The sequence below is a fragment of the Microbacterium sp. NPDC056234 genome (assembly GCF_042267585.1).
GTDB lineage: Bacteria > Actinomycetota > Actinomycetes > Actinomycetales > Microbacteriaceae > Microbacterium.
This window is the reverse complement of sequence record NZ_JBHJTE010000002.1, coordinates 690469-717065: the sequence shown is the minus strand read 5'-3', so window position 1 is coordinate 717065 and position 26597 is coordinate 690469. Positions and strand designations below refer to the sequence as shown.

The window sequence follows — 26597 nt, the reverse complement described above, 5'->3', positions numbered from 1 at the left end:
CCCGGGCTCGCGGTCGGCGACACAACGGCCGTGTCCGCCGAGCTGAACGACGCGATGCTCACCAGCGGACTGTCCCACCTCACAGCGGTCTCCGGAGCGAATTGCGCGATCGTCGTCGGTGCCGCCTTCTGGTTCGTCGCGCTCTGCGGGGGCGGACGACGCCTGCGTGTGATCGTCGCGCTGAGCACACTCGCGGCATTCGTGGTCCTCGTGACGCCTGAACCGAGCGTGATCCGCGCGGCGACCATGGCCGGCCTCGGCATGCTGTCCGTCCTGCTCGGCAGACCGAGCGCGGGCGTGAGCGTGCTGTGCCTGGCAGTCACCGGCATCTTCGTCGCCGATCCCTGGCTCGCCGCGACGCCCGGCTTCGCCCTGTCGGCAGCGGCGACGGGAGCGCTCATCCTGCTGGCGCCGCCGATCGCACGCGGCCTCGAACGCTGGCTGCCGCAACCGCTCGCGCTCGGAGTCGCGGTCCCGATCGCCGCGCAGCTGGTGTGCGGTCCGATCATCGCGCTGTTCGCCGAGCAGCAGTCGTTGATCGGCATCGTGGCGAACATGCTCGCGGCTCCGGCTGCCCCGATCGCCACGGTCGTCGGGCTGCTCGCCTGCCTGGCGGCCCCGCTACCCGCTCTTGCCGATCTCCTGGCCGCCGTCGCCTGGCTTCCGGCTGCATGGATAGCCACCACGGCGGCGACCACTTCGGAGCTACCCGGGGCTCAGCTGCTGGTCGTGCCGGGGCTCGCCACGTCCGCCGTCGTGCTGGTGCTGAGCGCCGCGTGCGCCGTCCTGCTGTGCCGAGGGCGATCCGGGGTTCCGCCGCCGCGTGGCGCGCTCCGATCGGCGGCCGCGGTGCTCGTCATCGCGGTGGCGCTGGGCGGCGCTCGCGTGCTGCTGGACGGTCCGCTCGCCGTGATCGCGGTCCCGGGGGATTGGTCGATCGCGGCCTGCGATGTCGGGCAGGGCGACGCGATGGTCGTGCGGTCGGAGGCGCGCGTCGCCGTGATCGACACCGGACCCGATCCTGATGCGCTGTCGGGATGCCTGGGGTCGCTCGGCGTCGACCGCGTCGACCTCCTCGTGCTCACGCACTTCGATCTGGATCACTCCGGTGGCGCCTCGGCGATGTTCGACCGTGTCGAGACGGTGCTGCACGGGCCGATTGCCGAACCGGACGAGGCGCGCCTGCTGACCGAGTTCACGACCCGCGGCGCGTCCGTCGTCGAAGCATCGGCGGGGCAGAGCGGACAGCTCGGCACGGCGCGGTGGCGCGTGCTCTGGCCTCGAGCGCAGCAGGCGGCGTTCCCATCCGGCAACGACGCGAGCGTGGTGGTGGAGTTCGACGGCGAGGACATGCCGAAGTCGCTGTTCCTCGGCGACCTCTCCGCGACTCCGCAACGGCTGCTCGCCGCATCCAGTGCGCTGCGTCCGCCGTACCCGGTGGTCAAAGTTGCGCACCACGGCAGCGCGGATCAGGATGCCGGGCTGTACGCGACGCTGAAGCCGGTGATCGCGATCATCAGCGCCGGAGTCGATAACGACTACGGTCATCCGCGCGCGGAGACTCTGGACCTCGTCACCGCCGTCGGGGCGACGACGCTGCGCACCGACCAGCAGGGGCGTGTCCTGCTCGGCCGTCGAGACGACGAACTGATCATCTGGACCGAGCGGTCGGATGCCGCGGACGCACCGTCCGAGGTCGGCGGCCCCGGGTAGGCTGGCAGCTATGGCAGCCGCTCGCACCCCCGCACGCAAGGCGGCGGCGAAGATCCCTCAGGTGTCCTGGCGAGAGCCGCGTCCCGCGCCGGTAGTACTCGTCTCGGGTCCGGAGGAAGTGTGCGCGGAGCGCGCCATCGCCGGCGTCCGCGAGTACCTTCGCGCCGAGGATCCGGCTCTCGAGGTCAGCGATATCCGGGCCGACGACTACGCGGCGGGGACACTGCTGGCGGTCACATCGCCGTCGTTGTTCGGCGAACCGCGCTTGGTCCGCGTCTCCGGGGTCGAGAAGTGCTCGGATGCCTTCCTGCAGGAGGCGGTGTCCTACCTCGACAACCCGCAGGAAGGCGCGACCGTCGTCCTGCGTCACACCGGTGCGAGCGTCCGCGGTAAGAAGCTGCTGGACGCGCTGCGGGCCGGCGCAGGCGGCGGCATCGAGATCGCCTGCCCGGCGGTCAAGCGTGACAGCGACCGGTTCGATTTCGCGGCGGGGGAGTTCAAGGCCGCGAGCAAGCGCATCCAGCCGCAGGCGCTGCGCGCCTTGGTCTCCGCGTTCGCCGACGATCTCACCGAGCTCGCCGCCGCGTGCCAGCAGCTCATCAACGACGTCCAGGGCGACGTCACCGAGGACGTCGTCACGAAGTACTACGGCGGACGCGTCGAGGTCTCGGCCTTCGTGGTGGCTGACACCGCGATCGCGGGGCGCTACGGCGAGGCGCTGGTGTCCCTCCGGCACGCTCTCGCGTCCGGCGCGGATCCGGTTCCGATGGTCGCCGCCTTCGCGATGAAGCTGCGGACGATGGCCAAAGTCGCCGGCATCCGCGGCTCCAGTCGCGAGATCGCGACACGGCTGGGCATGAAGGACTGGCAGATCGATCGCGCGCGCCGAGACCTGGCCGGGTGGAACGAGCGGTCCCTCGGACTCGCGATCCAGGCCACGGCACGCGCGGATGCCGAGGTGAAGGGCGCCGCACGCGATCCGATCTTCGCCCTCGAACGCATGGTGACCGTCATCGCGACGCGCTCCCCGTTCGGGGAGTAGCGCGTCTCCACTGCATGACGGATGCCGGGAGACCGTACGTTCGACGACTCGTCGGCCGCGGAAATGCGATGCATCCGGGAGAACTCCAGCCTTCCGACCCGGATGCAGGGAACGACGAAGGCCCGCCCCGCGAACGGGACGGGCCTTTCGAAGAATCAGCTCAGAGAGCAGATGCCGTTCAGAGAGCTGCGACCTGCTTGGCGATGGAGGACTTGCGGTTAGCCGCCTGGTTCTCGTGGATGACGCCCTTGCTGACGGCCTTGTCGAGCTTCTTGGTCGCCTTCTTCAGCGCCGCCTCGGCAGCGGCCTTGTCGCCCGCGGCGATGGCCGTGCGGGTCTGACGGACGGCGGTCTTGAGCTCGGACTTGACAGCCTTGTTGCGGGCCGTCGCCTTCTCGTTGGTCTTGATGCGCTTGATCTGCGACTTGATGTTTGCCACGCGTGGAAGCTTTCGTTCAGAGATGGGAATGGGAATGCCGGGAGCAGTAGAGGGGCTGCTGTCCAGCGGTCGTGAGGGGTTCACCCACACGCAAGCCAAGAACCAAGCCTACCAGGTTTGCTGCGATCAACTGCGCGCGGCGTCCCGCTCGAGCGTCGCGACGGCCAGGTCCAGCAGTGCGTTGAAGACCTGAGGCCGCATCGCCGTGACCAGATGCGTCGTCCGAGGGACGACGATGAGCTCGGAATGCGGCGCCAACTGCTGGAAGAGCCGTTCGTGCATCCGCAGCTGATCGAACTGCCCGTTGATCCACCACACCGGGATCCGGATGCGGGGGAGCGACGTCGTGAGATCGAGGTCGGCGAGGCTGGTCAGTGCGATGCCCTGCGTATCGAACGCGTAGCCGCCGGCTTCGAAATCCGCACGCGTGTCTGCGGGCAGCGTTGCGGCCAGGACTCGCTTGCTGAGCCACAGCCCACGATCGGGCAGCGCGTCGAACTGCTGCGCGAGAAAGCGGTACGTCGACAGCGCGACACCACGGGGGAGCGCCGTGCAGGACGCGCCGATGAGGCCTGCGAGCGGCGGGGCATCCTCCTGCCCGCTGTACGCGACAGAGAGCAGGCCGCCCATCGAATGGCCGACCAGGAGGACGGGCCCGTGCACGGCGGCATCCCGCACCGCAGTGTCGATCGTCGCGAACGCGTCCGTCAGCGTGAAGGGCTCGTCCATGCGCGCGCCATGTCCGGGGAGATCAACCGCCACGCCGCTGATCCCGAGTGCCTCGAGATGCTCGAGTTGGCTGCGCCACATGGTCCGCGAGGTGCGGATGCCGTGGACGAGGACGACGCGAGGCTTCACGCGCCTCAGCTTAGAGAACAGACATGCCGACATGCACGAAGGCGGGGCCGGTGGATGAACCACCGACCCCGCCTCATGAGTGCGAGAAGTTACTCCTTCTCGTAGCCCACGTTCTCGACCGGCGTGATGCCGAACAGGTCGAGGCCGACGTACGGCTCAGGCGTGAGGTTCGCCAGACCTGCCTTGACGGTCCAGATCTCCGGGCCGTTCAGGACGGGGATGATGCCCCAGGTCTCGGAGAAGATCTGAGCTTCCATCTCCATGGCCTTCTTCGTCTGCTCCACCGGGTCGGAGATCGTCTCCAGCTCCTCGTGGATCATCTTGTCGATCTCCGGCGTACCGGTACCCGACAGGTTCAGGCCGCTGTCCGAGCAGTACAGCTGGCAGAACCAGGCTGCACCGAACGGGTCGGACGACGTGAAGTTGAGGAAGAAGAGGTCACCGTTCTGGGTGTTGTAGTCCTCGGCGAACTCCGCGGACGGACGCTGATCGATCTCCACCTCGACGCCGACAGCCTTGAGCTGCGACTGCACCGCGAGCGAACGCGCACGAGCGGTCTCAGTGTCGGAGTGGACCGGGAACACGAGCTTCAGGCGCTGGCCGTCCTTCTCGCGGATGCCGTCCTCACCGGGAACCCAGCCAGCCTCGTCGAGCAGCTTGTTGGCGCCTTCGGTGTCGCCGTCCTTGCGGCCGGCCTCCTCGAGCGCGTTGCTGTAGTCGGGCTGGAACGAGAACAGCGTCAGCGAGCCAGCCGGCTCCTCGGTGTAGTTGAGACCATTGAAGATGATCTCCTTGATCTGCTCGATGTTGATCGCCTCGAAGATGGCCTTGCGGACATCGAGCTCGGCGAGCACGGGGTTCGCGGCGTTCAGCGTGAAGATCGCGTTCGCGGTCGCCTGACCCTTGTAGGTCTCGACGCCCTCGAGGTCCTCGACCTGAGCGAGCAGCTCGGCGCTGCCGGTCTCGGCCATGTCGACCTCGCCGTTGCGCAGAGCATTCACGGCAGCGGTCGGCTCCATCTGGATGAAGGTGACCTTGTCGAGAAGCGGCTCGTCGCCCCACCACTTGGGGTTCGGGGTCAGCGTGACCACGCCACCGGTCTTGTCGTAGTCCTCGACCGTGTAGGGGCCCGCGGCCCACTCCGGGTGCCAGTCACCGAGGAACGCGGTGTTGAACAGCTCCGGCGTGTTGACGGCCGGGTGCAGCAGCTGGGAGTAGACCATCTCCGGCCAGGCGAACTCGCCCTTGAAGGTGACGATGACGTCGTGGTCGTTCTCGCCGGCCTCGACGGATTCGATTTCCTTCCAGCCGTCGGTCGCGTTCGGCAGGTACGCCTCGTTCGTGCCGTTCTGGGCTTCCCAGGTCGCCTTGAAGGCGGTGACGTCGATCGGCGTGCCGTCGTTCCAGACAGCCTTCTCGTTGACCTTGAAGTGCAGGACGGTCTTGCCGTCCTCGACACCGAAGGAGTAGTCGTCGAGGTAAGCCGGGTTGGGCTTGACCGTGCCATCCGGGTCCATCAGCAGGACCTGCGGACGGAACCACGTGCCGATCTGCGTGACGCGGGCGTCACCGTCGCCGTGGAAGTAGTTCAGCTGCTCGGCGATGTTCGAGACGGGAATGCGCAGCTCGCCACCGGCCTCGAGGTTCTCGCGCGGCTGGGGGTTGTAGTCGGCGCCTTCGACGGTCTGAGGGGCTTCACCCTCGCCTTCGTTACCGCCACCGTTGGTCGCTGGTGCACATGCGCTCATGGCGAGTGCGAGGGCGCCGCCGAGAGCGGCGATGCCCATCAGCTTCTGATGCCGTTTCATGGTACTCCTTAGTGCCTGTCGGCCTTACTTGGGATAGAGGCAGACTATTCCGCCCCTGGCGAGCGGATCGCATTGCGCGCCGATTCGTTATCGGACTGTGCAGAAAGCGTCACAGGACTGTTTCGCAAGCGTCATCGAATCGTGCGAAATGCGCCCGCAGGTCAGCTGGCGGCTACCGCCGTGGCGTCGAATCCCTCAACCGGAAGGATGATTCGCTCGCGTGTCCGCTCGATGTCCGGGTCGGGAATAGGGATGGCAGAGAGCAGTGCCTTCGTGTACGGGTGCTGGGGGTTGTCGAAGACCTGGTCCACGTCGCCGTGCTCGACGAACGACCCGCGATACATCACGGCGACGCGGTCGGCGATGTGCCGGATCACGGCGAGATCGTGCGCCACGAACAGGTACGACAGGCCGAGCTTGGACTTGAGCTCATCGAGCAGGTTGATCACGCCGGCCTGGATCGACACGTCGAGCGCGGAGACGGGCTCATCGAGCACCACGACCTTGGGATTGGTCGACAGTGCTCTGGCGATGCCGATGCGCTGACGCTGGCCGCCGGAGAAGGCCTGCGGGAACCGGTCGCTGTGCGCAGGGTCCAGACCCACGAGGGCCATGAGCTCCTCCACGCGGTCGAAGACCTCGTCCTTGCCCATCCCGATCGCGAACATGGGTTCGGCGATGATGTCCCATACGGTCATGCGGGGGTCGAGGGCGCCCATCGGGTCCTGGAAGACGATCTGCAGGTCCCGGCGCAGCTTGCGCTCCTCGGCGCGGGACTTGATGTCTGCGACGCTCTTGCCCGCGATGCGGATGTCGCCGTCCTCCTGCTTGACCAGATCCATGATCTGCAACAGTGTCGTGGTCTTGCCGCTGCCGGATTCACCGACGATGGCGAGCGTCTCGCCCTGCCGGACGTCGAAGCTGATGCCCTTGACCGCGTGGACTTCTCCGACCTTGCGCTTGAACAGGGACCCCTTCATGAGCGGGAACGTCTTGTTCAGGTTGATCGCCTCGAGGGTGATCGGGCGCTCTTCGCGCGGGGTCCGCACGAGTTCGCTCTCGGGGATCTCCGGTACGGGGAACACCGGCATTCCGCCGATGTTGCCGTCATCGTCGATGTCGTTCGCCCTGATGCAGGCGACCGTGTGGTCGTCGCCGCCACCTGTGCTGATGGGCAGGAGCGCGGGCTCACCGTCGCGGCAGGCATCGATCGCGATCGGGCAGCGATCGGCGAACGGGCAGGCATCCGGCAGGTTGATCAGCAGCGGCGGGTTGCCCTTGATCGGGATCAGCGGGACCTTCTCGGCCTTGTCGACGCGGGGGATCGCACCCAGCAGACCGATCGAGTACGGCATCCGCGTGCGGTAGAAGAGTTCGCGGACGGCCGCATGCTCGACGGGCTTGCCCGCGTACATGACGAGGACGTCATCTGCGGTCTTCGCGACGACGCCCATATCGTGCGTGATCATGATCATCGCGGCGCCGGTCTCTTCCTGCGCCTTGCCCATGAGCTCCAGGATCTGCGCCTGGATGGTCACGTCCAGAGCCGTCGTCGGCTCGTCCGCGATGATCAGCTTCGGGTTGTTCGCCATCGCGATGGCGATGACGACGCGCTGACGCATTCCGCCGGAGAACTCGTGCGGGAACGACTTCATCCGCCGCTCCGGCTCGGGGATGCCGACGAGGGAGAGCAGTTCGACCGAGCGGTCCCATGCTTCCTTCTTCGACAGGCTGCGGTGAACCGTGAGAGCTTCGATCAGCTGATCGCCGATCGTGAACACCGGGGTCAACGAGGTCAGGGGGTCCTGGAAGACCATCGACATGCCGTTGCCGCGGATCACCGAGAGCTGCTTGTCGGTCTTGCCGAGCAGTTCCTGACCGTCGTAGACGATCGAGCCGGTGACCTTCGCGTTGTCGTCGAGCAGGCCCATGATCGCCAGGGACGTGACGGACTTGCCGGAGCCTGACTCGCCGACGATGCCGAGCGTCTTGCCGGATTCGAGATCGAAGGAGACGCCGCGCACGGCATCCACGCGGCCGGCCTCGGACGGGAAGCTGACCTTGAGGTCGCGGACGGACAGAACTGTACTCATGCGCGACCTCCAGCCGCCGAAGTCGGATCGAGGGCATCGCGCAGTCCGTCGGCGATGAGCGCCATCGAGACAGTCAGCAGCGTCAGTGCGAGCGCGGGGAAGTAGAACAACCACGGAGCACTCACGAGCGTGCTCGAGCCGTAGCCGATCAGAGCACCGAGCGAGACATCCGGAAGTTTCACACCGAATCCGAGGAAGGAGAGCGCGGTCTCGGTGAGCACAGCGGAGACGACGCCGAGTGTGAAGTTGATCACGAGCAGCGAGCCGATGTTCGGCAGCATGTGCCGCGTGACGATCTTGAGACCAGGCAGACCGGCGTAGCGTGCGGCGTGGATGTACTCGCGCTCGCGCAGCGAGAGCGACAGCGTCCAGATGATGCGCGCCGGCATGAACCAGCCCACCACGAAGACCATGACCAGCGAGATCACGATCCAGTTGCCGCCGGCGTCGTTGGAGATCATCGCGAGGATCAGGAAGTTCGGGATCACCATCATGAAGTGGATGACCGCGAGCATGATGCGCTCGTACGGGCCGCGGAAGTACGCGGCGGTGGCACCGACGATGGCCGAGACCGCCGTCGTGCCGAACGCGACGACGACGGCGATCATCATGGAGCGCTGCAGACCGGTCGCGACCTGGGCGAAGTTGTCGTTGCCGGAGCCGTTCGTGCCGAACCAGTGCTCGGCCGACGGAGCCTGACGCAGGGCCAGGAAGTCCAGGTCGGACGGGCTGTAAGGCGAGATGAGCGGGCCGACGATCGCGAACACCACGAGAAGTGCCAGGATCACCATCCCGATGACCGCACCCCGGTTGCGCATGAAGCGTCGCGTGTACAGCTTCATGAGCGACGTGCGCTTGCGCGTCTTCAGCTTGTTCTCGATCTCCGTGGAGACTTCGATTGCTTCCAGAGACATCAGCTCACCCGCACTCTCGGATCGAGGATGACGACGGTGACATCGGCGAGGATGGCGCCGATCGCCGTCATGAGGGCACCGAACGCGGCGACCGCGACGACGCCGTGGATGTCGTTGCCGTTCAGGGTCTGGATGAAGTAGCGCCCCATACCGTTCCAGTTGAAGATCGACTCGGTGAGGACTGCGCCGGTGAAGACCGCCGGAATCGTGAAGGCGACCTGCGTGGTCACGGGGATCATCGACGTGCGCAGCGCGTGCTTGCGGATGGCCTGCTGCTTCGTCAGGCCCTTCGCGCGGGCGGTTCGCACGTAGTCCGCCTTGATGTTGTCCAGCAGGAGCGATCGCTGCAGGAAGTGGATCGACGCGTAGCCGGTGATCACGAGACCGAGTGTCGGCAGCGTCAGGTGCTGGAGGACGTCGATCAGCACAGGGAAGAAGCCTTCGACACCGGGGCTGGACGAACCGACCACGTAGAAGACCGTCGTACCCACGGCGTTGTTGAAGTTGATCGCGAGGAGGACGAGCGCGAAGCCGGCGACCACGGTGGGGATGTTCATCGTGATGATGCTTGTTCCCTGACCGATGCGGTCGGCGAGCTTGTACTGCCGCGATGCGGTGTACACGCCGAGCGCGATTCCGAGCACGGTCGTGATGATGGTCGCGCCGAGCACGAGTTCCGCGCTGATCCAGACTCGGTAGGCGACCTGCTCGTTGACGGATTCGCCGGTCGGGCCCATGCCCCAGTCCCAGCGGAAGATGATGCCGGAGAGCCAGGTCCACCACCGCTCGAACAGCGGCACGGAATCGCTCAGGTTGCGTGGGAGAAGGAGCGCGTCGATCTGCTCCTGCGAGAGCGGGGGACGTCGTCCGACGTAGTTGTTCGCGGGGTCGAGATAGTTCCACGCCAGGAAATAGGTGATGTTCGTCGCGATGACGATCATCAGCACCCACCCGAGTAGGCGGCGCACGAGATACTTGATCAAGGTGATGAGTCTTTCTCTATACAGACGCGCGCGGGATCTGCCGACGCAACGCTGGGTCGGGATGATATTCAAGCACCATCCGCACTTTTGCGCGATGCAACACCGTCACGGTGTCTGTTACGGAGTCGTGTCACCTGTGGAACTCAGTGTCACTGAGTGAGCCAAGGCAACTTCGCGAGACTATCACTGGTTTGCGCGAATCGGGGATTAGGGACTGCTCACCGTAGAATCGTCGAGACATGTCACCACGCGCTCACACCCCGCTCTCGCCTGCCGCGACGCCGCCCTCGCAGATCCGGAACTTCTGCATCATCGCTCACATCGATCACGGCAAGTCGACCCTTGCCGACCGGATGCTGCAGATCACCGGCGTCGTCTCCGACCGCGACATGCGCGCGCAGTACCTCGATCGGATGGACATCGAGCGCGAGCGCGGCATCACGATCAAGAGCCAGGCCGTCCGCATGCCGTGGGAGATCGATGGCGAGACCTTCGCCTTGAACATGATCGACACGCCCGGCCATGTCGACTTCACATATGAGGTGTCCCGCTCGCTGGCCGCCTGCGAGGGGGCGATCCTGCTCGTCGACGCCGCTCAGGGCATCGAGGCGCAGACGCTCGCCAACCTGTACCTCGCGCTCGAGAACGATCTGCACATCATCCCGGTGCTGAACAAGATCGATCTTCCGGCGGCCGACCCCGAGAAGTACGCCAAGGAGCTCGCATCGCTCATCGGCGGCAAGCCGGAGGACGTGCTGCGCGTCTCTGGCAAGACCGGCGTCGGGGTGCAGGAGCTGCTGGACCGGCTCGTTCAGGAGATCCCCGCACCCACTGGCGACGCGCAGGCCCCCGCGCGGGCGATGATCTTCGACTCCGTCTACGACGCCTATCGCGGTGTCGTGACCTACGTCCGCATGGTCGACGGAAGCCTGAGCCCGCGCGAGCGGATCCAGATGATGTCCAGCGGCGCCACGCATGAACTCCTCGAGATCGGCGTCTCCAGCCCGGAGCCGATTCCCTCCAAGGGGCTCGGCGTCGGCGAGGTGGGCTACCTGATCACCGGCGTGAAGGACGTCCGTCAGTCCAAGGTCGGTGACACGATCACGACCGCGCGGAAGCCGGCATCCGATGCGCTGGCGGGGTACACGGATCCGAAGCCGATGGTCTTCTCGGGGATCTACCCGATCGACGGCAGCGACTACGCAGAGCTGCGCGAGGCGCTGGACAAGCTGAAGCTGTCGGACGCATCGCTGCAGTACGAGCCCGAGACCTCGGTCGCGCTCGGATTCGGCTTCCGGTGCGGCTTCCTCGGGCTGCTGCACCTCGAGATCATCACCGAGCGGCTCTCGCGGGAGTTCGGGCTGGACCTCATCACGACCGCACCGAGCGTGATCTACGAAGTGCTCACCAGCGACACCGGTGAGACCGTGGTCGTGACGAACCCGAGCGAGTACCCCGACGGGCGCATCGGGTCGGTGTCCGAGCCGATGGTCAAGGCGGCGATCCTGCTGCCGAAGGACTACGTGGGCACGGTTATGGAACTCTGCCAGTCGCGCCGCGGCACCCTGCTCGGCATGGAGTACTTCTCCGAGGAGCGCGTCGAGCTGCGGTACAACATGCCGCTGGGCGAGATCGTGTTCGACTTCTTCGACCAGCTGAAGTCCAAGACTCAGGGATACGCCTCGCTGGACTACGAGCCCTCCGGCCAGCAGGAAGCCGACCTCGTCAAGGTCGACATCCTGCTGCAGGGCGAGAAGGTCGACGCGTTCAGCTCGATCGTGCATCGCGAGAAGGCCTACGCGTACGGCACGATGATGGCCGAACGACTGCGCAAGCTCATCCCTCGCCAGCAGTTCGAAGTTCCGATCCAGGCCGCGATCGGTGCCCGCATCATCGCTCGCGAGACCATCCGCGCCATCCGCAAGGACGTGCTCGCCAAGTGCTACGGCGGTGACATCACCCGCAAGCGCAAGCTCCTCGAGAAGCAGAAGGAGGGCAAGAAGCGCATGAAGATGGTCGGTCGTGTCGAGGTCCCTCAGGAGGCGTTCATCGCTGCGCTCTCCGGTGACGTCGAGGGCAAGGACAAGAAGTAGGGATGCCGTTGCCGCCGTACCCGCGCGGGATCACGCGGCATCCGGTGGTCGATGTCCCGAAGGGACTCCGTCTCGATGAGCGCTCGGTCCGTGTTCCCGCACGCGCCGATGCTCGCGTCGCGGAGCTGTCCCGCGGGTCGGACCTCGAGCGGCGAGCCGGATTCGAGACGCCGTCCGGCGCGGTCGCCTCCGTGCTGCGCGCAGTGCAGCGTTCGACGCGCCGTCGTCACGTGCAGATCGCGAAGGATGCCGTGCGTCGCCAGGACCCTCTCAGCCAGGATGGGTAGGCTGGAGATCATGCGGCGCGGTACCTTCCGAGACGACACGGTGGACTATGCGGCCGTGGGGGCGACGCACGCCCCCGACCTCATGCAGTATCCGCCGGAGCACAGCATCCCTGCGGAGCAGTCCTGGCGGATCGGCAGCGGACTCGAGCGATTTCGAACGGCGGGTGATGCCCTGCTCTCGTGGACGGCGCAGCGCGCGGCCGGTCTCTCGGTCGAGGACGTGCGCCCGGCATCCGGACCCTCGTACGCCGGCGTCAGCTTCGATGCCGAGGGCAACGCCATCGCTCCGAGCCGTCGCGACATCGAGCAGCGCTTCGACTCCGAAGGCCTGCCTTACGCGGGGGCCGGTATGACGGTGCACCTGCGCGGACGCGTGGCCGGCATGCGGGCCGACGCCGAGCTGCGAGTGATCTCTGTCACGGAGGAAGCCAGGCGGGTCGGTTTCGTGCTCGGCACCGTCGGCGGTTCCGTCGTCCGCGGCGAAGAGTCCTTCGATGTGGAGTGGCGCGAGGACAACGACGAGGTGTGGTTCACGGTCCGCGCGTTCGATGCACCGAACGGCCTGCTCTATCGCACACTGCCCGCGCTGGTGAAGCGGCGTCGTCGAGAGCTGTTCGCACGTTACCTGCGAGCGATCTCGCCACTGTACGCGACGCCGCTCTGATGGCAGGACCCCTTCCGGTCGGTGACCCGGCCCCGGTGGACGGACGCCTGCCATCCGACCTGCCGATCGAGCCGGGGACGCCCTTCTCGGCGTACCTGCACGTGCCGTTCTGTCGGGTGCGCTGCGGGTACTGCGACTTCAACACCTACACCTCCAGCGAATTGCGCGGTGCCAAGCAGGAGGACTACGCCTCGACGCTGATCACCGAGATCGCGCTCGCGCGCGGCGTGCTCGCCGATGCGGGCGCGCTGCGTCCGATGGACACGGTCTTCTTCGGCGGGGGCACACCGACACTGCTGCCCGCAGGCGACCTGGCCCGGATGCTGACGGCGGCGACGGACGCGTTCGGCTTGCGCGATGGGGCAGAGGTGACGGTCGAGGCCAACCCGGACACCGTGACGCCCGGGGTGGCGCAGACGCTGGCCGATGCCGGGGTGACGCGACTGTCGATCGGCATGCAGTCCGCGGTGCCGCACGTACTCGCGGCGCTGGACCGCACTCACGAGCCGTCGAATGTGCGAACGGCGGTCGATGCCGCGCGCGAGGCCGGGCTGGCCGTGAGCGTCGATCTCATCTACGGAGCACCGGGGGAGTCGCTGTCCGACTGGGAGACGTCGCTGGATGCCGCGCTCGCGCTGGAACCGGACCACATCTCGGCTTACGCCCTGATCATCGAGGACGGCACGAAGCTCGCGCGCCAGATCCGCCGCGGCGAGGTGCCCACCCCGGACGACGACCTGCAGGCCGACATGTACGAATCAGCGGATCAGCGTCTCGCGGAGGCCGGGTTCGAGTGGTACGAGGTGAGCAACTGGTCCCGCCCTTCGAGCGGCTCAGGGGCTGCGGAGAATCGCTCCCGCCACAACCTCGCGTACTGGCGAGGCACGGACTGGTGGGGCTTCGGGCCCGGCGCGCACAGTCACATCGCGGGCCTGCGGTGGTGGAACGTCAAGCATCCGGCGGCGTACGCCCAGCGACTCGCCGGTGGCGAGTCGCCGGCTGCCGGCACCGAGCGCCCGGATGACGAATCCCGGATGCTCGAACGGGTACTGCTGCTGAGTCGGATCCGCGACGGTCTCGCCATCGCGGACCTTCCGGAGCCGAAGCGAGCCCGCGTCGCCGGACTGATCGCGGATGGGCTCGTGGAGCCTGGCGCGGCGCTGAGAGGCCGCGTGCAGCTGACGTTGAAGGGCCGTCTGCTCGCCGACGCCGTCGTGCGAGAACTCACCGACTGAGCGGCAGTGGATGCGGGGGCGCGCGTCCGCCCCTCGGGATCCGTTGCCGAAGATGAGCGCGGCTGAGGCCGACCGGCGGGTAGAATTGGCACTCTGAAGCGGTGAGTGCCAGCGGGAGGGAGAAGGTCATGGTCAGCGAACGCGGTCTGCAGGTCCTTCGCGCGATCGTGCAGGACTACGTCGCCACGCACGAGCCGGTGGGCAGCAAGTCGATCGTCGATCGCTACTCGTTCGGAGTCTCGGCCGCGACCATCCGCAACGACATGGCGCTGCTCGAGGACGAAGAGCTGATCACCGCGCCGCACACATCGTCCGGCCGGGTGCCGACGGACAAGGGCTATCGCGTCTTCGTTGACCATCTCGCGCAGCTGCGACCGCTCTCGACGGCGCAGCGCAGCGCGATCGAGATGTTCCTCGCGGACCCCGCCGACCTTGACGACCTCATGGCGCGCACCGTTCGCGTGCTCACGCAGCTCACCGGTCAGGTCGCGCTGGCGCAGTACCCGTCATTCGCGCGCGCGCACCTCACGCACCTCGAGCTCGTCGCGCTCGCACCGAACCGCCTGCTCGTCGTGCTCGTGACCGATGCCGGTGGCGTCTCCCAGCGCATCGCCGCGCTGCCGGTCGACCTGGACGAGGCCGAGGTCGCGGTCCTGCGCGCCCGACTGTCCGCATCGATCACCGGGCGGGCGGTGAGCGAGGCTCGCGAACTCGTCGGCGGTCTCGCTGCGACGGTGAGGCCCGGCAGGTCGGACATCGCGCAGAGCGTGCTCGCCGGCGTCATCGCCGAAGAGCTCGACGAGTTCCGCCAGGAGAAGCTCGTGATGGCGGGCGCAGCGACACTTGCCCGTCGCGAACAGGACTTCCGCGGCAGCATCCACCCGCTTCTCGAAGCGATCGAGGAGCAGGTGACGCTGCTGCGGCTGATGAGCGAGATGGTGACCGACGAGCACGGGCTCGCGGCCAGCATCGGCACGGAGAACGAGCCGTTCGGGCTGGGTGAGGCCTCCATCGTGGCCAGCAACTACGCCACCCCCGGTGGGATGGCGCGCGTCGGCGTGATGGGTCCGACCCGGATGGATTATCCGAGCAATCTGGCAGCAGCGCGGGCCGTGGCCCGCTACCTGTCCCGGTTGCTCGACGAAGACGAGAGGTGACTGTGGCGGACCACTATGAGGTCCTCGGGGTGGCGCGCGACGCCTCCCAGGACGAGATCAAGAAGGCATACCGGCGACTGGCGCGGCAGCTGCACCCGGATGTGAATCCCGGTGACGACGCATCAGAGCGGTTCAAGCTCGTCACGCACGCATACGACGTGCTCAGTGACGAGGAATCGCGACGCCGTTACGACATGGGCGGCGACGAGAACGGCGGGTTCGGAGCCGGCGGATTCGGCGGCTTCGGGGACATCTTCGAGACGTTCTTCGGCGCGGCGGGCGGTGGTCGCAGTGCGCGACCGCGATCGCGGAGGGAGCGCGGTCAGGACGCCCTGGTGCGCGTCAACCTCGACCTCGGCGACGTCGTGTTCGGCGCTCATCGTGACATCGAGGTCGACACTGCGGTGCTCTGCGAGACATGTCACGGCTCCTGCTGTCAGGAGGGCACCTCGCCGGTGACCTGCGACATCTGCGGCGGCTCCGGTCACGTGCAGCGCCAGGTGCGCAGCCTCCTCGGCAACGTCGTCACGTCCCAGCCCTGCGGAACCTGCGAGGGCTACGGCACGACGATCCCGTATCCGTGCGCGACCTGCGGCGGCCAGGGGCGCGTCCGGTCGCGTCGTACCGTGTCGCTCGACATCCCGGCCGGCGTCGAGACGGGTCTGCGTCTGCAGCTTCCCGGCTCCGGGGAGGTCGGCAAGGCCGGCGGTCCGAACGGTGATCTGTACGTCGAGGTGACCGTCGCATCGCATCCGACGTTCAGCCGCGAAGGCGACGATGTGCTGGCGACGCTCGAAGTCGCGATGACGGACGCCATCCTCGGTACCGAGACCACCATCGAGGGCCTCGACGGCCCTGTCGAGCTGGAGGTCCGACCCGGTGTCCAGTCGGGTGACGTGCTGACGATCAAGGGCCGCGGCATCACGCCGTTGCGAGGCACGCAGCGCGGCGACCTGCGCGTCGGCGTGCAGGTGCTCACGCCGACCAAGCTGGATTCCGCGCAGCGTCGGCTGATCGAGGACTTCGCGAAGAAGGCCAAGGCTCCGGAGCCCCAGCTCGCGCAGTTCCAGCAGGGTCTGTTCTCGAAGCTCCGCGACCGTTTCCGCGGGCACTGATCCATGGCGCTGCATTTCGTCGTCGAGTCCGCATCGAATGCGGGTGAGGGCAGCATCGTCTCACTCGCGGGAGCCGAGGCGAAGCATGCCGCGGTCGTCCGCCGTGTCCGAGTCGGTGAGACGATCACGATCGGTGACGGCGCAGGGGTCTGGCTCGAAGGGACCGCCGTCGATGTGTCCGCGTCCCGCGTGGACGTGCAGGTGACGCGCCGGATCGCCGTCGAGCCCCCGGCGCCACGACTCGTGCTCGTCCAGGCCCTCGCGAAAGGCGATCGGGACGAACTCGCGGTGCAGGCGTCCTGCGAGCTCGGGGTGGATGAGATCGTGCCGTGGCAGGCGGCCCGGAGCATCTCCCGCTGGGAAGGCCCCAAGGCGGCGAAGGGCCGCGAGCGCTGGGCATCGATCGTCCGCGAGGCGGCGAAGCAGGCGCATCGCGCCTGGATCCCAGAGGTGACGGCGGTCCTCTCGACCGCGCAACTCGCGCAGCGGGCCGCCGATCAGCGCGTCCTCGTGCTCGATCCGACCGCAGACGCTCGGTTGTCGGCGATCGAGCCGGATGGACGCGACCTCGTCCTCGTGGTCGGCCCGGAGGGCGGGATCGCTCCCGACGAGCTCGAGCGTCTGTCATCGGCGGGCGCTGAGCGCGTCCGTCTCGGCGACACCGTGCTGCGCACGTCGACCGCAGGCCCCGCGGCAGTCGCCATCCTGTCGGCGAAGCTCGGGCGCTGGTGACTCACGCACCTGCCAGACGAACGAGCCCGTGAGGCAGAACACCGCCAGGCCGCGGACGCCCGCCCCTGACTAGACTGGACGCATGACGGACCCCTCGATCTTCACGCGCATCCTCACCGGGGACATCCCCGGTGAGCTCCTGCTCGACACCGAGCGGGTGTTCGCGATCCGGGACATCAATCCGCAGGCCCCGTTGCACGCCCTCGTGATCCCGAAGACCGAGCAGTACCGTGACGTCACCGAACTCGCAGCCGGCGACCCAGCGCTGCTCGCCGAGATCGTCGCGGCCGCGAAGGCCATCGCCGACGAGCATGCCAATGGCGAGTACCGGCTGATCTTCAACAACGGCGCGAGCGCCGCCCAGTCGGTCTTCCACGTCCACGCGCACGTGCTCGGCAACCTCGAAGAAGGCGATCTCGTTGGCTTCTGACGATTCGAACAGCGCCACCGAACGCATCTACGCCGACGGCGTCGCCATGGTGCAGCTGCTCGGCCCGCAGGATCGACTGCTCCGGATGCTCGAGAAGGAGCACCCCGACGTGCAGGTGCTCGTGCGCGGCAACGAGATCACCCTGACCGGCGACGCGGCCCGAGTGGCCGAAGCCAAGTCCCTCGTGGAGGAACTGCTCACCATGACCAGACAAGGACATGACCTCGCCCCGAGCGACGTCACCAGTTCCGCTCGTATGCTCCGGCAGGAGGGGGGACCGCGCCCGAGCGAGGTGCTGGGCGAAGCGATCCTGTCCACGCGGGGCAAGGTCATTCGCCCGAAGACGCTGGGCCAGAAGGAGTACGTCGACGCGATCGAGGAGAACACGATCGTCTTCGGCATCGGCCCTGCCGGTACCGGCAAGACCTACCTCGCGATGGCCAAGGCCGTCCAGGCGCTGCAGCGCAAAGAGGTCACGCGCATCATCCTCACGCGCCCGGCCGTCGAAGCGGGGGAGCGCCTCGGGTTCCTGCCTGGGACGCTGACGGACAAGATCGACCCCTATCTCCGCCCGCTCTACGATGCGCTCAACGAGATGATGGACCCGGAGATCGTTCCGCGCCTGATGGCCACCGGGACGATCGAGGTCGCACCGCTCGCCTACATGCGAGGCCGCACGCTCAACGACTCGTTCGTCGTGCTCGACGAGGCGCAGAACACCACGCCGGAGCAGATGAAGATGTTCCTGACCCGCCTCGGATTCGGGACGCGGATGGTCGTCACCGGTGACATCACCCAGGTCGACCTTCCGCAGGGCGCCTCCGGATTGCGCTTGGTCACGCGGGTGCTCAAGGACATCGACGACATCCACTTCTCCCGGCTCACCAGCGCCGACGTCGTCCGCCACTCGCTGGTCGGCCGCATCGTCGACGCCTACAGCGAGTACGACGAGCAGCGCACCGCAGCCAAGTTCGAGCGCGATCAGGCGCACGAGTTCGCGAACCGCGCCGAGAGGCGGACGGGATTGCGACCTGGACCCAGAGACCGGATGCCGAAGCGAGGACTGTCGTGATCGAGATCAACAACGAGTCGGCCATCGTGGTCGACGAGACCGTGCTGCAGCGGCTCACGGACTTCAATCTCGAGCAGTTGCACGTGAGCCCTGACGCCGAGGTCGCGATCGTGCTGGTGGATGAGGCGGCCATGGAGGCTCTGCACGTGCAGTGGATGGACGAACCGGGTCCCACCGACGTCCTGAGCTTCCCCATGGACGAGCTGCGCCCCGGCACCGAGGACCGCCCCACCGCACCCGGTCTCCTCGGCGACATCGTGCTGTGCCCGCAGGTGGCAGAGACCCAGGCGCAGGCCGCAGGCCACACCCTGATGGACGAATTGATCCTCCTCACCACGCACGGGCTGCTGCACCTGCTCGGATTCGACCACGCGGAACCCGACGAGGAGCGTGAGATGTTCGGGCTTCAGAAGGAGCTGATCGCCGGGTTCGCCCGCGCCGAACGCGGCCGATGACCGAGACTCTGCTGCTGATCGCCGCCGTTCTGCTGGTGGCCTTCGGCGGCCTCATGTCGGCGATCGATGCGGCCTTCGGCGTCACCTCGAAGTCCGATCTCGAGGAGCTCGGTGAACAGGGCCGCAACGCGGAGTCGTTGCGCCTGATCGCCGCCGACCCCGACGTGCATGTCAACGCCGTCGCGTTCATCCGAGTCCTGGCGGAGACGACCGCTGCGGTGCTCGTCACCGTCGCCTTCACGAACCTCATCGGCAGCATCTGGTGGGCGATGCTCGCCGCCGCCGTGCTCATGACCGGCATCACCTTCGTCCTCGTCGGCGCGAGCCCGCGTTCAGCCGGACGCCACAGGGCGCCCGGACTGCTGCGCGCCTGCGCCCCGATCGTGCGGGGGCTGCGGATCATCCTCGGACCGCTCGCACAGGGACTCGTCGCGCTCGGAAACAGGGTTGCGCCCGGTGCGGGCCGCAGCTCGTTCACGAGCGAGGACCAGCTGCTCAGCATGGTCGACGAGGCTGCCTCGAACGACCTGATCGAGGAAGACGATCGCGACCTCATCCACTCGGTGTTCGACTTCACGGATCAGTTCGTGCGCGCCGTCATGGTACCTCGGACCGAGATGCTCGCCGTGGATGCGGCGGCCACCACGAGCGATGCGATGGAACTCTTCCTCAGCCGCGGCGTCTCGCGGATGCCGGTCGTCGATGACGATGCGGATGATGTCGTCGGCGTGCTGTATCTGAAGGATCTCGTCCAGTTCGCCTACCGCGACGAGAACGCGTGGCGCGGCGTACCCGTGCGCCCGATCGCTCGACCCGCGACGTTCGTCCCGGAGTCGATGCGGGCCGAGACCCTGCTGCAGAAGATGAAGCGCGATGCGGTCCACGTGTGCATCGTGATCGATGAGCACGGCGGCATCTCCGGGCTGGTGACACTGGAGGACCTCATCGAAGAGCTCGTCGGCGAGATCGCGGACGAGTACGACCACGGACCTGCCGAGGTCGTCGCGCTGGGCGATGGGCGGTATCGTGTGAGCGCCCGCCTTCCGCTCGAGGACGTCGGCGATCTGTTCGGCATCGAGCTCGAAGACGAGGACGTCGACTCGATCGGCGGTCTGCTCGGCAAGGCACTCGGCCAGATCCCGCAGCCGGGCGCGACGGCGGCGCTGGGCGGCCTCGTGCTGACCGGCGGCGCGTCGCGAGGGCGAGGGCGCGGCATTGCGACCGTGTTCGTGGAGCGCGCTGCGGAACCCGATGAAGGAGACAACGATGACTGACCACTCTCGAAGCGGATTCGCGACATTCGTGGGACGCCCGAACGTGGGCAAGTCCACGCTCACGAACGCTCTGGTGGGGGAGAAGATCGCCATCACCAGTGAAAAGCCTCAGACCACGAGGCGCGCGATCCGCGGCATCCTGAATCGTCCGGATGGCCAGCTCGTCATCGTCGACACCCCGGGTATCCACAAGCCGCGCACGCTGCTCGGCGAGCGGCTCAACGACCTCGTCGAGCAGGTGCTCGGCGACGTCGACGTGATCGGGTTCTGCGTGCCGGCCACCGAGAAGGTCGGGCCAGGCGACCGGCGGATCGCGGCGTCGCTGGACGGCTACCCGCGAGCCAAGAAGATCGCGATCGTGACGAAGACGGATGCCGCGTCGCGCGATGAGATCACCGCGCGCCTCATCGAGGTCGATGCGCTGCGCGAGGACTGGGATGCCGTGATCCCGCTTTCGGCTTTCACACACGAGCAGTTGGACGTCCTCGCCGATGAGATCCTGCAGCTGATGCCCGAAGGGCCGCCGTTGTATCCCGTCGGGGTCACCACTGACGAGTCGACGGACGACCGCATCGCCGAGATCATCCGCGAGGCGGCGCTGGAGGGGGTCCGCGACGAGCTGCCGCACTCCATCGCCGTGGTCGTCGACGACATCGCCCGCCGCGAGGACAGCGACCTCACGGACGTGCACGCGCAGATCGTCGTCGAGCGCGACAGCCAGAAGGCGATCATCATCGGGCACAAGGGCTCGCGCCTCAAGGACGTCGGCGCCCGATCGCGCGCCGGTATCGAAGAGCTGCTGGGAACGAGAGTGTTCCTCGGACTGCACGTCAAGGTCGCGAAGGAGTGGCAGCGCGATCCGAAACAGCTGGGACGGCTGGGATTCTGAGCACCCGGTCGGAGCAGCGTCAGGCAGAGAAGCGCCGCGTCTTCGACCGGCTGTTCTCCGAGTACTGGCTGCCGGTCACGAGGCACGTCGAGTGCTACCTGAGCGTGGATGCCGAGGTGTACGAGGCGGTGGCGGAGGTGTTCCAGCTCGCCTGGGAACGGCTGCGCGTCTCGCGCCCCGGAGGGCTCACCTGGTTGCTTCGCATCGCTGAGGGCGTCGTGCGCGAACGCCGCCGTCGTGGCGACGTTCGCGATCCCGTTCTGGACATGGTGCAGAAGAATATCGTGACCAATCCGGCCGAGGGGAGTACTCTCGACCGTCGGGACGTCCTCCAGGCGATGGCGCTGCTGAATGAGCGCGAGCGCAGGGTCGTCGTTCTGGCCTATTGGGATGGTCTCTCCGTCGGGGAGACCGGAGAAGTCATGCGCAGCCGACCGGGGGCGGTGCGCGCCACGCTGCGGCGGGCGCGGGACAAGCTGCGCGATGCACTGGAGGGTGAGTCGTAGTGGTGACAGTACTTGATGACGACGCGCTGACGCGTCTGCTGGTCGACGCCAACCCGGCGAGGACGCCCGAGGGTGCCGAACTCGACGCAGCGGCGATGCGGATGCGCGAGCGCATCGTGCGGGCGGAGCATCTGCCCGAGCGGAGTGCGCCGCGCCGCACGACGCGGGTCGCATGGGCTTCCGTGCTCACCGCGACCGCCGCCGCGGGCGTGGTCGTGTTCGGACTGGTCGCGCCGGCCGGGCAGGCCGTTGCGGTGACTCCGCAGCCGCTGACGTTCACGGAGGCCGGCAGTACGCAGCAGGTGCTCGAGCACGCGACGGCTCTTCTCGCCGATGGGTCAGGGCCCGCTGACCCTCAGCGTTCCGTGGAATCCGCGATCTGGGCGCTTTCGGTCGATGTCGATGAGCAGCAGATGGCCGTCGTCCCGCAGTTCTCGACCTTGACCTGGAACGAGGATCTGTCCGGGCGCCTCGTCGCCGTCGAGGGGGAGTCCTACTGGCCGGGCGACACGGGGGACGAGTCTGCCGAGGCGGTCCCCGGTGACACCGTGCTGTTCGAGCTGGAAATGGCGCCTGGCGAGTTCAACACACCGGTCGTGGCGCCGCCGGGCGACAGTTTCGAGGACGTGCGAGCGATGCTCACGGCGTACGGGATGCCGGCCGAGCCGGATGCGTCGCAGCTTGTCGACTCGGTCGTCACCGCACTCGACCAGTGGACGCTCACGGACGCGCAGCATGCCGTCCTGCTCGAGATGCTCGATGCCGAGGACGGCGTGAGCGTGCTCGGCGAGAGCACCGACCGGCTCGGCCGCGACGTGTACGCTCTGAGCGTGCCGGCTTCGGGCGACGGGACGGATGAGACCGTCCTGGTCAGCAGCGAGTCCGGGCGCATCGTGGGGGTCGAGTCCGAACAGGCCTCGGCGGACGGCATCATCCCGGAGGGCGCCGTCATCATGTACAACCTGTGGATCTGAGTCTGAGGAGTTCCCGATGAAGCGAGCGATCACGACAGCCCTGGCAGGCGCCGCCTTCCTGATCGCCGGAGCGTTCGGCGCGCCGGCGGCGGCGGCTGAGCAGAGGGCGGTCGAGCCAGACCCCCAGATCGCCGCGATGCTGGAGGCGATTCCCGGTGGCGTGGCGCTGGATGCCTACAACGCCGTGTGGCCCGAGCTCGACATGGAGATGAGGGTCGCGGCGACGCAGGCGGACTCGTTCGCGGCGCGTTCGTCTGCGGCGATCGCCTCGGTCGGCGCATGCGCCACGGGCAAGGTCTGCGCCTTCTCGCTGTCCGGCACGAACGGTTCCAAGTTGAGTTGGGGCACGTGCAACACCTCGTTCCCCGTCGGCACCTTCACGGTTCGCTCCATCGCGGATGCGCGCTCCAGCGGCTACGTTCAGGCCAAGTACGGCACGACGGTGCGCGCGACCGCTTATGCCGGAAGCTGGACGAACGTGTACGGCTCGGTGAGCCGGATCTCCTGCGTCTCCTGAGCCCCGGCGATCACTCGACTTCACGCAACGCGGAGCGGATGACGACGGCATCGGCTCCGAAGTCGTCGTCGGCGGCCTGCTGCATCGTGCCGTCGTCCCACACGACGTCCACCAGCAGAAGGCCGTTCGCCGGCGAGGATCCCAGCAGCATCTCCGGAGCGGCCGAGAATCGCGTCGCGATCTCGTCCTGGAGCTGCTGGAGGTCTTCATCGCTCTGCGCCCCTCGGCGCTCGGACGCGTCCTCCGCGGGCATCGCATCGTAGAGCGCGAGCAGAACGGGCGGTGCTGTCACCGTGAGGCTCTCGCCGTCGTAATCACCTGTCACGGCATAGGTGCCCCACCGAACGTCGTCGAGCTGCTCGCTGCCGTCCACGCCGTCCCAGATCCACCCCGTCACCGGGATGCCGGAGCACTGCGGTGGATACGATTCCGCAACCGGGCCGAGGCAGAGCTGCACGTCGCCGCCGATGTCCATGATCGTCCCGGTGCCGATGACCGCGGCATCCGGCGGGCCTGGCATGAGCGAGCCGAGGCTCTGACCTGCCGGCGCATCGGAGCTGATCGGAGCAGGTGCGCCCGGTTGCGCCGTGCAGGCGCTGATACTGAGCAATCCGATCAGAGCGAGACCCGCGACAGCGGGGGTGAGGTGCATTCTGCTCATGCCTTCGAGTGTCCGCCGACATCCGATCGTCTCACCTGAGGTCGTGGCATCGGCGGTGTCCTGCTAGCATGACGACATGCCTTTCGGCGGTCTGCTTCTTCTTAGCTGCCGCGACGAGTCCTGAAATTAGGGCCTTCCTCGTCGCGGCGCTTGTGTTGGCCCGATCACATCGACGAAGAGAAGAAGCCCATCATGCAGAACACTCAGCGCCCGTCCTCGATGCCGGTCCACAAGTACCGGCCGTTCCACGAGCAGATCCGTGTCGACCTGCCGGACCGCACCTGGCCCGACGCCCGCATCACGCAGGCACCCCGCTGGTGTGCGGTCGACCTTCGCGACGGCAATCAGGCCCTGATCGATCCGATGTCCCCCGAGCGCAAGCGCGTCATGTTCGAGCTGCTCGTGCAGATGGGCTACAAGGAGATCGAGGTCGGATTCCCGTCGGCCAGCCAGACCGATTTCGACTTCGTCCGGCAGCTGATCGAAGAAGACCTCATCCCCGACGACGTCACGATCCAGGTGCTGACGCAGTGCCGTGAGCATCTGATCGAGCGCACGTACGAGTCGATCGCCGGGGCCAAGCAGGCCATCGTCCACTTCTACAACTCGACCAGCGTGCTCCAGCGCGAGGTCGTCTTCCGCTCCGACCGCGAGGGCGTCAAGCAGATCGCCCTGGAAGGCGCTCGGCTGTGCCGTGAGTTCGAGAAGCGCATCCCCGAGACGCAGGTCTACTACGAGTACTCGCCGGAGAGCTACACCGGCACCGAACTCGAGTACGCGGTCGACGTCTGCAACGCCGTCATCGAGGTGTTGCAGCCCAGCCCCGACCGCAAGGTCATCATCAACCTCCCGGCGACCGTCGAGATGGCGACGCCCAACGTCTACGCCGACTCGATCGAGTGGATGAACCGTCACCTCGCCCACCGCGAGAACGTGATCCTGTCGCTGCACCCGCACAACGACCGCGGCACCGCCGTCGCCGCTGCCGAGCTCGGCTACATGGCCGGCGCCGACCGCATCGAGGGATGCCTGTTCGGCAACGGCGAGCGCACCGGCAACGTCGACCTGATCACCCTCGGGGTGAACCTCTTCACGCAGGGCATCGACCCGCAGATCGACTTCAGCGATATCGACCAGGTCAAGCGCACGGTCGAGTACTGCAACCAGCTGCCGGTACCGGAGCGCAGCCCGTGGGGCGGAGACCTCGTGTTCACCGCGTTCAGCGGCTCGCATCAGGACGCGATCAAGAAGGGCCTCGAGTCCATGGCCGTCCGCGCCGAGGAGCAGGGCGTGACCGTCGACGACATCGAGTGGGCGGTCCCGTACCTGCCGGTCGACCCCAAGGACCTCGGCCGTTCGTACGAGGCTGTGATCCGGGTGAACTCGCAGTCCGGCAAGGGCGGCGTGGCATACCTGCTCAAGGCCGACCACTCGCTGGATCTGCCCCGCAAGCTCCAGATCGAGTTCTCCGGCGTGGTCCAGGCCAAGACGGATGCCGAGGGCGGCGAGGTCACCAGCGACGCGATCTGGTCGATCTTCAGCGACGAGTACCTTCCGTCCGCGGACATCGCGGACAAGTGGGGCCGCTTCGAACTGCTCGCGACGCGCACGGCGAGCGAGCTCACCGGCGACGTCGAGCTGAACGTGCGGTTGCGCGACGGCGAGGAGGCCAGCGACGAGGTCGGACACGGCAACGGGCCGATCGCGGCGTTCCTCGAGATCGTCCGGTCGCGAGGTTTCGACATCTCGCTGTACGACTACGTCGAGCACACCCTCTCCACCGGAGGGGATGCGCAGGCGGCGGCCTATGTCGAACTCCAGGTCGAGGGCGATCGCCTCTGGGGCGTCGGCATCGACGGCGACATCTCGACGGCATCCCTCAAGGCGATCGTGTCGGCGGTCAACCGCTCGATCCGGGCGCGCGAGGGCGTGCAGGAGCTCGCTGCGGTCTGAGCTGTCCCAGGGATACGGCTAGGGCTTGACGATCGGGATCGTGCCGGTCTCGGCCGCGACCTTGCGACGGTAGATCCGGCGCTGTTCCGGCAGCGACAGGTCGAAGATCACCGCGAGCACGCGGATGACCGCGGTGACCACGATCCCGATCACTCCTGCGGTGACGATGCCCACGCCGGCGATGTGCAGGATCACGATCGCCGTGCATCCGACGCCGGCGGCCACGGCGTACAGCGAGCCGACATGCATGATCGCGACCGGCAGGCCCATGATCACGTCCCGCAGGATGCTGCCGCCGACGGCGGCGCACACCCCGATGAAGACGGCAGGCACCGGTGGGACCCCCAGCCCCAGTGCCTTGCTCGTGCCAAAAGCACCGAACATGCCGATGACCACGGCATCGAGACCCACGATGATCGCGTTCGCCCGGTTCAGCAGGCCTGCCAAGAGCATGCCGATGATGGCGGCCCCGGCGGCGGTGACCAGATACCAGTTGTTCTGGAGCGTCGCCGGGGGCTGCCCCAGCAGAAGGTCGCGGATGAGACCACCGCCCATGCCGATCAGGATGCCGATGATCATGACGCCCAGCAGATCCAGGCGCCGCTGACCCTGGAATCCGGAGGCGAACATGGCCCCCTGGATGCCGCCGAGGCCGACGCCGAGCAGATCGGCCCAGAGCGGAATGGTGAAGAGCGGTTCGGTCACGCGTCCATTCTCGCGTGAGCGGAGGATA

Annotated in this window: 26 protein-coding genes; 18 read left to right on the top strand and 8 right to left on the bottom strand. The window is 67.3% G+C overall.

Annotation, left to right across the window (positions count from 1 at the left end; genetic code table 11):
• Positions 1-1713: ComEC/Rec2 family competence protein (locus ACFCYE_RS09380; RefSeq protein WP_376178138.1), on the top strand; the 1713-nt coding region annotated here is incomplete at its 5' end.
• A gap of 10 nt (positions 1714-1723) precedes the next feature.
• Positions 1724-2755, top strand: coding sequence for a DNA polymerase III subunit delta (holA, locus tag ACFCYE_RS09375; RefSeq protein ID WP_376178136.1), 1032 nt, complete (start codon positions 1724-1726; stop codon positions 2753-2755).
• Positions 2756-2933: 178 nt separating this feature from the next.
• Here holA and rpsT read toward each other — a convergent pair whose 3' ends face one another.
• The 6 genes from rpsT to ACFCYE_RS09345 all read right to left on the bottom strand — a co-directional run bounded on the left by rpsT (position 2934) and on the right by ACFCYE_RS09345 (position 9850).
• Positions 2934-3194, bottom strand: coding sequence for a 30S ribosomal protein S20 (rpsT, locus tag ACFCYE_RS09370; protein ID WP_264154952.1), 261 nt, complete (start codon positions 3192-3194; stop codon positions 2934-2936).
• 126 nt (positions 3195-3320) lie between these two features.
• Positions 3321-4052 (bottom strand): alpha/beta fold hydrolase, encoded by a 732-nt coding sequence (locus ACFCYE_RS09365; RefSeq protein ID WP_376178134.1) that lies wholly within the window; start codon positions 4050-4052, stop codon positions 3321-3323.
• Positions 4053-4141: 89 nt separating this feature from the next.
• The gene (locus ACFCYE_RS09360; RefSeq protein WP_376178132.1) at positions 4142-5860 is read right to left on the bottom strand and encodes an ABC transporter family substrate-binding protein; all 1719 of its coding nucleotides are present in this window, start codon (positions 5858-5860) and stop codon (positions 4142-4144) included.
• A 161-nt stretch (positions 5861-6021) separates the two neighbouring features.
• Positions 6022-7953 carry a dipeptide ABC transporter ATP-binding protein gene (locus ACFCYE_RS09355; RefSeq protein WP_376178130.1) on the bottom strand — a complete coding sequence of 644 codons (1932 nt, stop codon included), beginning with the start codon at positions 7951-7953 and terminating at the stop codon, positions 6022-6024.
• Positions 7950-8867, bottom strand: coding sequence for an ABC transporter permease (locus tag ACFCYE_RS09350; protein WP_376178129.1), 918 nt, complete (start codon positions 8865-8867; stop codon positions 7950-7952). Before ACFCYE_RS09350 ends, ACFCYE_RS09355 begins: the two co-directional genes overlap by 4 nt.
• A complete protein-coding gene (locus ACFCYE_RS09345) occupies positions 8867-9850 on the bottom strand; it encodes an ABC transporter permease (RefSeq protein ID WP_376178127.1) in 984 nt (327 codons plus the stop codon). The genes ACFCYE_RS09350 and ACFCYE_RS09345 overlap by 1 nt, the downstream gene beginning before the upstream one ends.
• A gap of 239 nt (positions 9851-10089) precedes the next feature.
• On the opposite strand from ACFCYE_RS09345, the gene lepA reads away from it, so the two are divergent.
• From lepA to ACFCYE_RS09270, 15 genes are all read left to right on the top strand, one after another.
• Complete coding sequence (gene lepA, locus ACFCYE_RS09340; protein ID WP_376178125.1) at positions 10090-11943, top strand: translation elongation factor 4; 1854 nt, start codon at positions 10090-10092, stop codon at positions 11941-11943.
• A gap of 2 nt (positions 11944-11945) precedes the next feature.
• Positions 11946-12230: a hypothetical protein gene (locus ACFCYE_RS09335; RefSeq protein ID WP_376178123.1), complete on the top strand. Its 285-nt coding sequence runs from the start codon at positions 11946-11948 to the stop codon at positions 12228-12230.
• 10 nt (positions 12231-12240) lie between these two features.
• Positions 12241-12894, top strand: coding sequence for a DUF1990 family protein (locus ACFCYE_RS09330; RefSeq protein ID WP_376178122.1), 654 nt, complete (start codon positions 12241-12243; stop codon positions 12892-12894).
• Positions 12894-14129 (top strand): radical SAM family heme chaperone HemW, encoded by a 1236-nt coding sequence (hemW, locus tag ACFCYE_RS09325; protein WP_376178121.1) that lies wholly within the window; start codon positions 12894-12896, stop codon positions 14127-14129. Before ACFCYE_RS09330 ends, hemW begins: the two co-directional genes overlap by 1 nt.
• 128 nt (positions 14130-14257) lie before the next feature.
• Positions 14258-15286, top strand: coding sequence for a heat-inducible transcriptional repressor HrcA (gene hrcA / locus ACFCYE_RS09320; protein ID WP_376178120.1), 1029 nt, complete (start codon positions 14258-14260; stop codon positions 15284-15286).
• 2 nt (positions 15287-15288) lie between these two features.
• Complete coding sequence (gene dnaJ, locus ACFCYE_RS09315) at positions 15289-16401, top strand: molecular chaperone DnaJ (RefSeq protein WP_376178179.1); 1113 nt, start codon at positions 15289-15291, stop codon at positions 16399-16401.
• Positions 16402-16404: 3 nt separating this feature from the next.
• Positions 16405-17133 carry a 16S rRNA (uracil(1498)-N(3))-methyltransferase gene (locus ACFCYE_RS09310; protein WP_376178118.1) on the top strand — a complete coding sequence of 243 codons (729 nt, stop codon included), beginning with the start codon at positions 16405-16407 and terminating at the stop codon, positions 17131-17133.
• A gap of 82 nt (positions 17134-17215) precedes the next feature.
• Positions 17216-17563 (top strand): HIT domain-containing protein, encoded by a 348-nt coding sequence (locus ACFCYE_RS09305; RefSeq protein WP_376178116.1) that lies wholly within the window; start codon positions 17216-17218, stop codon positions 17561-17563.
• A 46-nt stretch (positions 17564-17609) separates the two neighbouring features.
• Positions 17610-18635 carry a PhoH family protein gene (locus ACFCYE_RS09300; protein WP_376178178.1) on the top strand — a complete coding sequence of 342 codons (1026 nt, stop codon included), beginning with the start codon at positions 17610-17612 and terminating at the stop codon, positions 18633-18635.
• Positions 18632-19090, top strand: coding sequence for an rRNA maturation RNase YbeY (gene ybeY / locus ACFCYE_RS09295; RefSeq protein ID WP_376178115.1), 459 nt, complete (start codon positions 18632-18634; stop codon positions 19088-19090). Before ACFCYE_RS09300 ends, ybeY begins: the two co-directional genes overlap by 4 nt.
• Positions 19087-20364 carry a hemolysin family protein gene (locus ACFCYE_RS09290; protein WP_376178113.1) on the top strand — a complete coding sequence of 426 codons (1278 nt, stop codon included), beginning with the start codon at positions 19087-19089 and terminating at the stop codon, positions 20362-20364. The genes ybeY and ACFCYE_RS09290 overlap by 4 nt, the downstream gene beginning before the upstream one ends.
• The gene (gene era / locus ACFCYE_RS09285) at positions 20357-21253 is read left to right on the top strand and encodes a GTPase Era (protein WP_376178111.1); all 897 of its coding nucleotides are present in this window, start codon (positions 20357-20359) and stop codon (positions 21251-21253) included. Before ACFCYE_RS09290 ends, era begins: the two co-directional genes overlap by 8 nt.
• On the top strand, positions 21211-21759 hold the full coding sequence (locus tag ACFCYE_RS09280; protein WP_376178109.1) for an RNA polymerase sigma factor: 549 nt from the start codon (positions 21211-21213) through the stop codon (positions 21757-21759). The genes era and ACFCYE_RS09280 overlap by 43 nt, the downstream gene beginning before the upstream one ends.
• Positions 21759-22733, top strand: a complete 975-nt coding sequence (locus ACFCYE_RS09275) for a hypothetical protein (protein WP_376178107.1) — start codon at positions 21759-21761, stop codon at positions 22731-22733. Before ACFCYE_RS09280 ends, ACFCYE_RS09275 begins: the two co-directional genes overlap by 1 nt.
• Positions 22734-22749: 16 nt before the next feature.
• On the top strand, positions 22750-23250 hold the full coding sequence (locus ACFCYE_RS09270) for a hypothetical protein (RefSeq protein WP_376178105.1): 501 nt from the start codon (positions 22750-22752) through the stop codon (positions 23248-23250).
• 10 nt (positions 23251-23260) lie between these two features.
• Here ACFCYE_RS09270 and ACFCYE_RS09265 read toward each other — a convergent pair whose 3' ends face one another.
• On the bottom strand, positions 23261-23911 hold the full coding sequence (locus ACFCYE_RS09265) for a hypothetical protein (RefSeq protein WP_376178103.1): 651 nt from the start codon (positions 23909-23911) through the stop codon (positions 23261-23263).
• A gap of 192 nt (positions 23912-24103) precedes the next feature.
• Here ACFCYE_RS09265 and leuA point away from each other — a divergent pair, with 192 nt between their 5' ends.
• Entirely contained in the window at positions 24104-25864 is a 1761-nt protein-coding gene (gene leuA / locus ACFCYE_RS09260; protein WP_376178101.1) for a 2-isopropylmalate synthase, read from the top strand.
• A gap of 18 nt (positions 25865-25882) precedes the next feature.
• On the opposite strand, the gene ACFCYE_RS09255 is transcribed toward leuA, so the two are convergent.
• Positions 25883-26569 (bottom strand): trimeric intracellular cation channel family protein, encoded by a 687-nt coding sequence (locus ACFCYE_RS09255; RefSeq protein WP_376178099.1) that lies wholly within the window; start codon positions 26567-26569, stop codon positions 25883-25885.
• Positions 26570-26597: the final 28 nt, after the last annotated feature.